Origin of the sequence: Bacillus sp. T2.9-1, assembly GCF_950097965.1 — a bacterium.
Lineage (GTDB): Bacteria > Bacillota > Bacilli > Bacillales > Cytobacillaceae > Niallia > Niallia hominis.
Window position 1 is genome coordinate 1 of the sequence record NZ_CATNHG010000135.1, and the last position, 12,102, is coordinate 12,102.

At 34.6% G+C, this 12,102-nt stretch carries 8 protein-coding genes; 7 read left to right on the forward strand and 1 reads right to left on the reverse strand.

Annotation, left to right across the window (positions count from 1 at the left end):
• The first annotated feature begins 216 nt into the window (after nucleotides 1-216).
• The 4 genes from QQZ16_RS20280 to QQZ16_RS20295 are packed head-to-tail and all read left to right on the forward strand — an operon-like array spanning nucleotide 217 to nucleotide 7,861.
• Complete coding sequence (locus tag QQZ16_RS20280; RefSeq protein ID WP_048717813.1) at nucleotides 217-1,248, forward strand: Wadjet anti-phage system protein JetD domain-containing protein; 1,032 nt, start codon at nucleotides 217-219, stop codon at nucleotides 1,246-1,248.
• On the forward strand, nucleotides 1,221-2,747 hold the full coding sequence (locus tag QQZ16_RS20285; protein ID WP_035416739.1) for a hypothetical protein: 1,527 nt from the start codon (nucleotides 1,221-1,223) through the stop codon (nucleotides 2,745-2,747). Before QQZ16_RS20280 ends, QQZ16_RS20285 begins: the two co-directional genes overlap by 28 nt.
• Complete coding sequence (locus QQZ16_RS20290) at nucleotides 2,722-3,462, forward strand: DUF6063 family protein (protein ID WP_048717814.1); 741 nt, start codon at nucleotides 2,722-2,724, stop codon at nucleotides 3,460-3,462. Before QQZ16_RS20285 ends, QQZ16_RS20290 begins: the two co-directional genes overlap by 26 nt.
• Nucleotides 3,449-7,861 (forward strand): hypothetical protein, encoded by a 4,413-nt coding sequence (locus QQZ16_RS20295; RefSeq protein WP_235252370.1) that lies wholly within the window; start codon nucleotides 3,449-3,451, stop codon nucleotides 7,859-7,861. The genes QQZ16_RS20290 and QQZ16_RS20295 overlap by 14 nt, the downstream gene beginning before the upstream one ends.
• Before the next feature lie 149 nt (nucleotides 7,862-8,010).
• Here QQZ16_RS20295 and aiiA read toward each other — a convergent pair whose 3' ends face one another.
• A complete protein-coding gene (gene aiiA, locus QQZ16_RS20300; RefSeq protein WP_235252369.1) occupies nucleotides 8,011-8,766 on the reverse strand; it encodes a quorum-quenching N-acyl homoserine lactonase AiiA in 756 nt (251 codons plus the stop codon).
• Nucleotides 8,767-9,113: 347 nt separating this feature from the next.
• Here aiiA and QQZ16_RS20305 point away from each other — a divergent pair, with 347 nt between their 5' ends.
• From QQZ16_RS20305 to QQZ16_RS20315, 3 genes are all read left to right on the forward strand, one after another.
• A complete protein-coding gene (locus QQZ16_RS20305) occupies nucleotides 9,114-10,016 on the forward strand; it encodes a 3-hydroxyacyl-CoA dehydrogenase (RefSeq protein WP_235252368.1) in 903 nt (300 codons plus the stop codon).
• Nucleotides 10,017-10,131: 115 nt separating this feature from the next.
• Nucleotides 10,132-10,755, forward strand: coding sequence for a TetR family transcriptional regulator (locus tag QQZ16_RS20310; RefSeq protein ID WP_031537996.1), 624 nt, complete (start codon nucleotides 10,132-10,134; stop codon nucleotides 10,753-10,755).
• Between the two features lie 133 nt (nucleotides 10,756-10,888).
• Nucleotides 10,889-11,911 (forward strand): 2,3-butanediol dehydrogenase, encoded by a 1,023-nt coding sequence (locus QQZ16_RS20315; RefSeq protein WP_048717819.1) that lies wholly within the window; start codon nucleotides 10,889-10,891, stop codon nucleotides 11,909-11,911.
• Nucleotides 11,912-12,102: the final 191 nt, after the last annotated feature.

Sequence of the window (12,102 nt, forward strand, 5' to 3'; positions counted from 1 at the left end):
AGGAGCCCTATAATAATACTCTGTGATGGTTGATTCTTCCTAAAAATGGAAATAGGGGACTTTTCTTAAAGTTTGTCTTTTTTCTAAGAAATTTCCATTTGACTTATTTACCATTATACGCTGGCACTTTGTTATGCAAAAAAATATTTAGCCTTCATACCATTATCTAGTACAATAATAGTAGATTTAATTACTTATGAAAGAAGTGTTTGTGTATTGGAAGAGATAAAAAAATTGTTTATTGCATTCCCAAAGAAGACTGTATCACTGCTTGAATTAGAACAAGTGATAAAGCCATTTATTCGTAGCTATGAGGAATTTGCTCAAGTAGTGTTGGAATTGGAAGCAGAAGGAATTCTTGGAATGGTAAAAGCAAAAGGAAGAAATAGTCGAAATCCTTCACTTGCCTTTCAATATCGTATTCAAAAGAAAATGTTAGTAGATGATTATCATAAGGAATTACAATCCTACCGAAGAAACTTGCACCCATCCATTAATTTGGACGCATACTATCAAGAAGAACCTAATGTTTGGAAAAAACACTTACCTTATATCCAGAAGATTGATCAGTATTTGCAGAAGTTTTCTTTTCCAACTGAAGAAGTACCTGCTCCAGAACGGAGCTATGAATTAGTGGAAGATGAGAAATGGATAGTGGAAAAAGGAGGAAAAGAAATACTCGAGAAAATCGGTCTCTTTCATTCATTGAAAATTATCCCAGTTTCTGAACCACTCATGTTCGCAATTAATCCTATGCAAATAACAGTAGAAGAACAGTTTCATTTAATAGTTGAAAATAAGACAACCTTTCAAGGGCTACTTCCTGTATTAAAAGAAACAAAATTTTCTACATTAATCTACGGGAGTGGAAAAGCAGTAATAAAAAGTATTGAACAATTTCCTATGCAGTATCCTGTAATAGCTAAACACTATTTTTTCTACTTTGGTGATATAGATCATGAAGGCATATCCATTTGGTATTCCTTGAATGAAAAACAGAATATGATATTAGCACTTCCTTTCTATGAAGCTTGTTTGCATAAGAAATCTGCTATGGGAAAAGCATATCAAAAAAGTAGAGAAATAGCATTCAGTCAATTTTTATCCTATTTTCCTTTGGAGCAGCAACTGCAAATTCAACGCCTCTTAGAAGACGGATGCTATTATCCACAGGAAACACTTAAAACTAAGGAGTTGCAGCAAATTTGGAGGGAGTCAAATTGGACAAGCTTGAATTACAAGAAATAACGAATGGATATAGAGAACGAATGCACCGTCTCGCTTTATTTGATCCATTATATGAATTAGAAAGAAAACGAGAACAAGATCAACAAGAGTTGATGGTTGATATGAAAGGACTTGGATTGCTTTCCTTGCTTTTCTTTTTTGAGCAGAAATTAATTCGGAATTATAAAGTTGGTACAAAACAATTGGCTCGCTTTTTGCAAAAGCTAACGGAAAATCAATATATACTTGATGAGCGGGATTATGAAAGAATAGCAAGAACTATTATTCAAATATTTCGACCTACAACAGGGAGGAAACGCAGTTATTCTTATTATAATTGGGATTCAGGAAAAGAGGATATAATAGACTATTCTATTCTCAAAGCGAATAATTTTGATATGGAAACCAATACACAATATTATACGTTGGATGAAGATGGGCTTGAATTAGTGTTTGCGACGAAAGAATTTTATAGTGAATTTCAACTGTCTATTAATCAGCTTATGTTGCGGAAACAATTGGATCGAGGGGAGTTTAAAGGAGCTCTGCGCCAGATTAATGAAATGAGAATAGATGTAGAAAGTTTAGATGAACGAATTGGAAAGTTAAAACATGAGATTCAGCGGAGTATTGTTTCAGAAGAAACCTTTGCCCGCTATAAACAGCTATTAGAAGATATTTCTGCCCGATTATCAAGAGAAGATGAAGAATTTAAAGAGCTCCGCCAATTTGTAAAAGAGACAAGAGAAAGATTGTATTCCAAAGATGTTCACAAGAAGGAGCACAAAACGTATGAATTAATTCTTACCATTACAAGAGAATTAGAAGGAGTACATTATGAGCATTCAAGGTTGTTGGAACAGACACTATCCTTAAAAAATACTACGCTAGTGACTGCCCAAGAATCGCTATATTATACGGGGATACAAGCATTTAATTTCGATCAAGATATTGTTTCTCATTTGATTTCCACACCATTACCTTTTGAAGCGATGCAAGGCGTTTTGCACCCATTTTTAAAAGTGGAAGAAAATCACTTCTGGTCACCTCTAACCATTTTGGCTGAACAAAATATAAACGAAGAAAGAGAAAAACCAGTGGAGCAAGGATTAATAGAGCTAAGTAATGAAGACGAAGATGGACCTTATCGGAAAAATCTAATGAAAAAATATAAAGAGATTATGGAATTATTTTTATTTGCCTATCAGACAGGAAAGGGGAATACTTTATCTTCCTATCTTCATTTTTTAGACGAAATTGGACAATCGTCGCTCTATGAAAATCGTTATTTTTATGAATTTTGGTTAATCTTGCATCAAAGGTCACCAATTGCGCAAGGTTCTATACAGGAAGAAGAAGGAACAACCTTACTTGGTGAAGCTTTGGCACTTATAGAAAATCGTACGCTTATTGTTATAGAAGAAAAGAGTGTTATTAGACAATTTGCCCGCTATTCAATTCAAGAAATGATTATTTCTTTGGAAGGAGAAGAAAATGAATTACTCGGAACAAACGATTAAGAATGCTTTTCAAATATATACAAGATTAGTTCGGGATGGTGTAGCAGATAAAGAAGCTGTTCAGCAATATAAAGCAGATGACGAAATTCGAGGATTGCTCGATCTATTTAGTAAAGAAGTGGACTGTGTTATTGTGAATACCAGCGAACAAATGCTATTAATACCAGAAACGAAACTATCCCCCTTTCATGTTAGCAATGAATGGCTGAAGCGAAATTATTTACGTTCTGGAGCAACAAATGGAGATATTTATTTGCTTTATTTTGCGACCATCGTCCTTTTTGGTAGTTTTTACGATACCTATCAAAGCATAGAGCCCACAAGACTTTTCTTAAGATTGGATGAATGGGTGCGCTTTATTCATGAACGAATAGAGCATCTAAAGACGCATGATGAAGATACATTGAAGGAACTGGAAAAGGAGTTTTCTTATAATTGGAGTATCATTATCGAGAAATGGGAAGACATGGATGATATTAAGGAAACGGCTAAAAAGCAGGCTGGAAATACAATCAGTCGGTTTAGTTTCATGAATACGGTAAAGCGATTCTTAATTGATCAAGATTTAATCCAAGATATTGGTAATAATGAAATAACCTTAACGGAAAAGGCGAAAACAATCATTCAGCGATATTTTATGGAAGTGGAATATAATAAAGGCATTTTCGAGTTTATTTATAGCTTTAGTAAGGAGGAAAGTCATGCCATCGATTAGCAAAATCCGGTTAACGAATGTGATCTATGAAGAGGGGAATAAGCGTTACAACAATGAGATTTTTTTATTTGATGGACAAAATAGTGCGATTCTTTTAGAAAACGGCGGAGGAAAGACTGTTTTTATTCAAACTGCCCTGCAAGCTATTTTGCCTCATACAGATTTAGCAGATCGGAAAATCAAGAATACATTAATGCTTGAGAATGCTCCGGCGCATATTGCCATTGAATGGATTACCAATGATAATCCAAGACATTATGTAGTAACAGCGGTGTCGCTATTTACAACAAAACAAGGAATCGATTCACTACGCTATGTCTATGATTACGGAGAAAACGATGCAAACAGCATGGAAGAAATTCCTTTTGTGAAAGAAGGGAAAGCAGGAAAAAGAACGGCAGAAAAAGGCGAAATGCAAGACTACTATAGTTATATGCGAGAAAAATCTTTATCGGCGAGAACATTTCAGACAATTAAAGAGTATAAGCAGTATATAGAAGAACAATTTCAAATCATCACAAGTGAATGGGAAAGTATTGCGAAAATTAATAGTTCAGAAGGGGGAGTAGAAGCTTTTTTTGACGACTGCAAAAACACGAATCAATTATTTGACCGTCTATTAATACCTATAGTAGAAAATTCAATTGTTGGTCATGATACGCAGTTGTTCGCTAATACATTTGAACAACAGCATGCCAGTTTAAAAAACTATCAAAATTTAAAAGAAACATTAGAAGAAAATAAACAAATACAAAGGAAATTGGAAGATTTCACAAAAAAATATGAAGTACTTCATTTTCAAGAAAATGTTTATGAAAAAACGAAACAGTTTGTAAAAGGTCTTTATAAGGAAGCGATTAGCCAAAAAGAAAGCTACTTAGCAGAACAACAAAGTATTACAGAAAAATGGAAGGAATGGTTTTCGAGTAATCATTTATACGAAGTGAAAGAGGCTTCTTTTGATATTTTACAAGAAGAGTGGAAGTTTCAGAATTTAAATCAAGCTTATAAAGAAAGTTATCAACAAAAAAATGACAAAGAAGAAAATCTCAAGCGGTATAAAAAAGAATTTTACTCCTTAAAACTAAAAGGTTTAAAGAACGAAAAACGTGTATTAATAGAAGCGCTAACCAACATAGAAGCAGAACTGAAAATGCATGATCAAAAGGAAGAAGTGCAAGATTTTAGAGAACAATTAGTGGAAGTAAAAGCAACTTTGTTAGGGTGGTATGAAGGAGAATTTGAACGGTTAGAAAAAAATAAGCAAGAGATAAGGTATCAACTAAATCCTATAATGGATGGGATTGCTAGTAAAGAATCAAAGCAAAGTGATTTATTGGCAAGGGAGAAGGAGATAGAGGCACTTAATACACAAATTACTACGACAATTAATTATCTTAAAAAGGATATGGGGCGTATAAAACAACAAATTCTTGCCAATCCAGAACAAGAAAAAGTTGAAGCAGAGCTCTTAGTATGGCAGCATAGAGCACAGCATCTCGATCAAGAAATCATTCGTCTGGAACAGGAAATGAAGCAATTTCTGGTGGAGATAAAAGAAGCAGAGCAAAGAAAAGAAGAGGTTCAATTGCAAGTGATGAATCTGGAAAAAGAGATGGACAAAATCTCCTATAACCTGTCACTTGGAGAACAAGCAGAAAAAAAGCTAATAAAAGAACTTGCAACTCTTTATGCTGCATGGAATGCCCTTGATACAGTATATTTAAAACAAGAATCCATTGAACATAGAATTACTGAAACATTGGTGAATGTAAAGAAAGAAAAGGAGAAGTTACTGGATAAAGAAAGAATGGCCCATCGCTTTGTTGATGATTACGCGAATCAAGATATTTTCTTTGGGGATTCCTACCTTGAAAAACAGCTTTGGTCATGGAAAAATCAATTGGACTATGTAGTAACTGGAGTAGAGTATTTACAAGAATTAGATGAAGCAGAAAAGCAAGCAGCAAAACAATACCCTTTATGGCCGATTACGTTGGTTACAACACAAAAATCTAAGTTGAAGCTCCTAGATCGAATTTCCAATATGACCAAAGAGCTGCAATACCCAATTGTGGTACTTACTACTGAAGAAGCATTAACGATTCAAGATTATCAAGCAAATGAAAATTGGGTAGTGCCGTCTCACTGGCAAGCAAACTCAAGTCAAAATCATTTCGCGGAATGGAAAAAACAGGTTAGTACGATTGCGAAGGAAGCTACTCTGCTTCGTGAGGAAAAAGAATTGGAAGTGAAGAAATGGCAAGATGCCCAGCAGACATTCCGAAACTTTCTGGAAACATATCCATTTGCTCGCATAACAGAATGGAAGAATCAGCAGAATGAAGCAAAAGCTTTATTAGAGAATTTAGAGCAGCAACTTCAAAAGGAAAAAAAACTTATACTTTCTTTTCAGGATAAAGGGAAAAAGCATACAATTACGGTTAAAGATTATCGAGATGAGAAAAATGGGTTAGAAGGAAAAATCGATAAAGGGACACAATATGTACAGTACGCCAAAGAAGTTCTAGATGTCTCTAGAAAAGAAATAGATACTAGAAATCAACTCGTAGAAATAAAAAAAGAGCTTATCGGAATTGAACGACAACTAACTGATTTTAAGGAAGAGAAAGAGTATCTAGATGAACAGATAAGTAGGAATAAGGTGAGAGCAGAAATGCTTCAGCAAGAGGAGGAGTATAAATCTTTAGGAACCATTATTCCGATCTTTTCAAATGAGGATAAATCGACAATTAAAGAAAAAATGTTCTCATTAGAAATGAAAATTCGTGAAATAACGGTTGCCGAAGGAGAATTACTCGCTAAAAGAGAAGCAAATCAAAATTCTCTTAACAAAGTAAAAAATCAAATAGAAGAGTTACAAAAGGAACATCCTTATATAGATGAAACGATAGAGTTTCTAAGTGACCACAAGCTATTGCAAGATCAGTTATGGAATCAAATGCAAACTGTTGAAAGTGAAATTGAGAAACTAGTAAATGAAGTAGAGCGCAGAAACACCCGAAAAGAAAGACAACATGGTATATGGCAACTAAAAGTGAAACAATTTAAAGAGAAATTCCTAGAAGAAGTAGTTCATTTTACCAAAATAAAATCGGAAATTATGGAAGAACTAGCAATAGAAAAAGAGGCTTTACTCGAAAGAAAAGCATATTTAGAGAAAGAAGAAGCAAGAATTAAAAAGGAGTTAACTTCTATAGGTGAAGCGATTTTAGGCATGGATCTTTTTGAGGACAGTCATCATTTTAAAGCACCGCATATTGTACCATTTTCTATAGCACAGGAAGAAATACTTACCTTTACTTATAATCGCCAGAAATATATAGATAAAGTAGTGAAGGAATTAAAGCAGAATAAACAATTAGCGGAAACAGAGCAGACGGAAGTGGAAAAGTCTCGACGAAAATTCCGAGAGTTTTGTAATCGTGAAATTTCGAATATTAAGCTGCAGCAGATGGCTATCACTGGCCTAGATAATAAACAAAACTATGAAGATTTGTTAGAGTTTAAGAAAAATATGCTTCTTCGTATTGAGAAAATATCTAACTATGCCATGGAGCATATCCGTCAAAGTGACGAAGATTTACAATTTTTTATCAATCAAATCCATTCCCATTTACAAACACTGGTCGAAGAAATCAATCAAATTCCTAAGAAAACAAGAGTGAAGGTGGAAGATGATTGGAAGCAAATCTATACCTTTAAAATTCCTGAATGGGAAGAAGATGCTGGTAAGATGAGAATAAGAGACTATATTGAATGGATTTTACAACAATTGGATTCAGAAAGATTCTTAAATGACTTAGGACAACAAGATACAGTGAAAATTCGAAAAGAGACAGAGAAATGGCTGCAGACGAAACAGTTACTCCAAGTAGTAATGAGTAATGATGTTTTAAAAGTAAACTGTCGCAAAGTAACCAATGATAATAAGGTATCCACTCGGAACTACAGCTGGGAGCAAAGTAATGTCTGGTCCGGTGGGGAAAAATGGAGTAAGAATATGACTCTATTTTTAGGCATACTCAATTATGTAGCAGAAAAGAAAAAACATCAACCAACTAACCGAAAACGTAATAGGGTGGTAATTCTCGATAATCCATTCGGAAAAGCATCGAGCGACCATGTGTTAAGTCCGGTCTTTTTCGTTGCCGAACAGTTAGGATTTCAAATAATTGCGTTAACAGCACATGCAGAAGGTAAATTTTTGCAAGATTATTTTCCAATCCTTTATAGCTGCCGCTTAAGACCATCAAATGATGCTAGTAAAAAGATTATGACGAAGGAGAAATGGCTGCACCATGCATTTTTCCAAGATCATGAGCCACAAACGATTGATCGGCTTGGGGAGACGGAGCAGATGACGTTATTTGAGTAATGGAAATGGTAGCAAACAATAGTGCTTGTCACCTTATTTGGTGACAGGTACTATTGTTGTTTTCTAGAGTGGATTTTTCATAATCTATCAAAATGAAACTGGATAGCACTGTTATAATAGTTGTAATAAACTATATCTGAAGTTTGTCTCTAAGAAAAGTCTGGGTAAGTCTTCTGTGTAGTTGCTTGGTCCAAATCATGCCCATAAAAAATACGAGTAGGACGTATTTCGGCCATAAGATTTTTAATTTTTCTAATCGATTCAGTAGCTATTTGTTGATCAAATGTAGCAAATGGAATGTCATCTTCATAATTTTCTTTTGTATAGGCTAAATCAATCGTCAATAAAATAGGCCCAGATTGCTTCGTAGTTACAAGAATTGATTGATGTCCAGGTGTATGACCAGGAGTGAAGAGAAGTTGAATTCCAGGCATGAGTTCATAATCTCCTTGAATGGCCTTATAATTTAAATCTGCTTGCGTGCATTCTGGTGGAGCATATCCTTCGTTTCCAATAGAAACATCCAGCTCTGCTTGCTGAACAAATATAGGTGTTTTGGGAAACAGCGGATTTCCACCAGCGTGATCCATATGTAAATGGGAAGAAATGATTGCTTGAATGTCATCTGGTTTATAGCCAATTCTATCTAATACGGAAAGAATATGATCTTCCTTTCTCATATCAGGTAAGAACAACCCTTCAAATGGCGTATGATCAAAATAACCTGGATTTTCAATAAACGATTCTGGCATACCTGTATCAATAAGGATAGGGCCATCCTTTGTTTCTAGCAGATAGGACCATATTTGTAAGGTTACAAGCTTTCCAGGCTCTAATTTTTGATTTAAAGAAGAATGATCTAGCGTTAATTTTCCTGTAGGTAACCAGTAAAGTTTTTCTATCATTTAGTACCACTCCTTAATAGTTAGAATAATCAGATTAAAAACATTATGTCATAGATTTAGCTTTTTGAACATGTATATATGCTTTAATCTTCATGGAATCTAGTAGTTCATCTACAGAAGCAGCATTTATTTCTGAATGGAGTTGCAACACCATTCAGAAATAAATGTCTTTTCTAGTGCTTGGTATTCGTTTTTCACTATAAGCAAGATGTTTATGTTTGACAATAAAAAAGGATAAGCGTAAATTATAAATTGAACAAACGTTCAAAACGATTGTTCAAATAGATGATAGTTTATTATTTTTTAAAGTAATGAATCTATTAAGGAACAGAAAGGGAGAATTTACAATGGATTTCAAACATATTACTGTTGCTGGTAGTGGAGTTTTAGGTAGTCAAATTGCCTTTCAAACTGCATTTATGGGGTATAAAGTATCCGTATACGATATAAATGAGGAAGTTCTAGAAAAAGCAAAAGATCGCCTTCAAGATTTAATGCCATACTACAAAAAAGATATCGGTTCTACGGATGCAGAGTTAAAGGAAGCTTATGGTCGTCTTTCTTTTTATTCGAACTTAGCAGATGCGGTTGAAAATGCAGATCTTGTTATTGAAGCAATCCCTGAAGTAGTCCAAATTAAAACAGATTTTTACAAACAGTTAGCCACTGTTGCTCCAGAAAAAACTATTTTTGCTACAAATTCTTCCACACTTCTACCAAGCCAATTTGTTGAAGCTACTGGACGTCCAGATAAGTTCTTAGCTCTTCATTTTGCTAATGAAATTTGGAAAAATAACACTGCGGAAATTATGAAGCATAAAGGAACTTCTGAAAGTGTTTTTGAAGAAGTAATAGCTTTTGCAAAAAGTATTGGAATGATTGCATTACCACTTCATAAAGAACAGCCAGGCTATATTTTGAACTCCTTATTAGTTCCTCTGTTAGAAGCAGCTCAAATGTTACTTGTTAATGAAGTAGCAGAAGTGGAAATAATCGATAAAACATGGATGGTAGCAACTGGAGCACCTATGGGACCATTTGCAATTCTTGATGTAGTCGGTATTACTACTGCTTATAACATTACAAAAGGAAAAGCAGATGCAACTGGAGCTGCTGAATATATAAAGTTAGCTGATAAATTAAAAGTTGATTATATTGATAAAGGAAAATTAGGACGTGCAACAGGAGAGGGATTCTATAAATATCCAAATCCAAGTTTCGCTGATCCTGACTTTTTAAAAAATAAATAAGTAGGAAAATGCCGAAAGTTCTATCCAAGTGTAAATTGACAAGTAAAAAGGACAAGCATAAACTAGTATTTTAAAAAGTTCATTATTTGTTCATGTAGGACAGGAAGAGGGAACTATGGCAAAGCAAATAGTAAATGATGAAGAAAAAAATAAACAAGTAAAAGTTCAAATATTACATGCCGCTAAGCATCTATTTTCTAAAAAGGGATATGATGGAACAACAGTGAGGCAGATATGTGAAGAGGCAAAGGTATCTCTTGCGTTGGTATCCTACCATTTTGGTGGAAAAGAAAATGTATTTTATGCACTTTTTGAACCGTTGAGAGAATCTTTTATGACGACAGAATATGATTTATCGGATTCTTTAGAGGCTTTAAAAGAATTTTGTAAAAGATTTATTCTGTATCGTCATGAAGAACATGAATTAATTAATATTTTGCAGCAGGAAATTGTAATGAATAGTCCTAGGATTGGGATGCTAAAAGATGTCTTCTTACCTTCTTGGGAACAACTTCGGGTAATATTGCTGGCATGTATGGAGCAGAAAACGATTCATTTTCCTTCAGTTGATTTAGCTATTGACTTTATTATGGGAACTTTAATGTATTCTTACCATAATAGTTTCTTAAATCGTGGGAGTTTAGATCTTACATCCGAAGAGATTGCAGATTATGCGGTGCGTTTTCTTTTACAAGGACTTATCGATCCCGAATTAAAGAGCAGGAAGTCTTCTCTTTAACAAAGATAAGGAGATTAGTAAGGGATACACTTATCCTTTAAAAGGTTGATTGGTTAAACAAACGATCGGTGAGGTATAGAAAAAAATAACCTCCTGATTGATGGTAAGTATTTTCATAAAGGGGAGTACAGTAATGAAAGCAGCCAATTTTTATGGAGCAAAAGATATCAGAATTGAAGAAACAGCAGTTCCTTCATTAGAAAGTGGTATGGTGAAAATAAAAGTTGCATTTGCAGGCATTTGTGGAAGTGATATGCATGAATATCTTGCTGGGGCATACCCTTTTCGTACCCATTCTGTATGGGGACATGAATTTTCTGGTACGGTTGTCGAAGTTGGTGAAGGTGTTTCAAAGGCTAATGTTGGAGATAGAGTCGCTGTTGAACCGTTAACACCATGTGGGAAATGTACGAACTGTAAACGAGGGTATTTCAATATATGTAAATTGGGTGGCTCTTATGGCTATACAAAATCTGGTGGATTTGCTGAATATGCAGTGGTGAACCAAGAGAATGTATATCTTTTACCAGATCAAATGAGTTTAGAGCTTGGAGCCCTTGTTGAGCCAACTTCAGTTGCTGTACATGCAGTACGTACAAGTCAGCTTCGTCTTGGTGACACTGCTGCTATATTCGGTGCAGGACCAATTGGATTACTTGTTTTACAGGCAGTAAAAGCCGCAGGAGCAAGTGAAATCTTTGTCGTTGAAGTATCTGATGAAAGACGGAAAAAAGCATTGGAATTAGGGGCAACCTATGTACTCAATCCTATGGAGCAAGATGTCAGAAGCTTTATTTTGGATAATACAGAAGGAGGAGTAGATGTTGCTTACGATGCTGCAGGTGTGGAAGCAACATTTTCAACAGGCATCGTTTCTATCCGACCAGGAGGAGAATTTAAAATAGTTAGTGTGTGGGAGAAACCAGTTTCATTTAGTCCCAATTTAATCGTTTCTCCAGAAGTAAAGGTTAGTGGGTCATTTGCCTATAATAATCTATTCCCTGAAGTTATTCGATTACTAGCACGTGGTGTGATTAATGGAAATGCAGTTATAACAAGCAAGATTGCATTGGATGATCTAGTTACAGAAGGATTGGAAAGGTTAACAAATGATCGGAGTCAGTGCAAGATTTTGGTAGAAATGAGTAGTCATTGATTTCTATCAGTTGGATTAATGTTGTGTTTTTTAGGAAATATTTTCTTTTTTTTGTTAAAAAATGTCACTAGTGTCGCATTAAAATAATTCAACATAGCTAAATAAATTAAATTTTCCGCAAATAAACTTTTCTATAAAAAAAGCCTTTATAATGGGTTGGTGGTAGTAACCTATCCAAATCCAAAATAAAG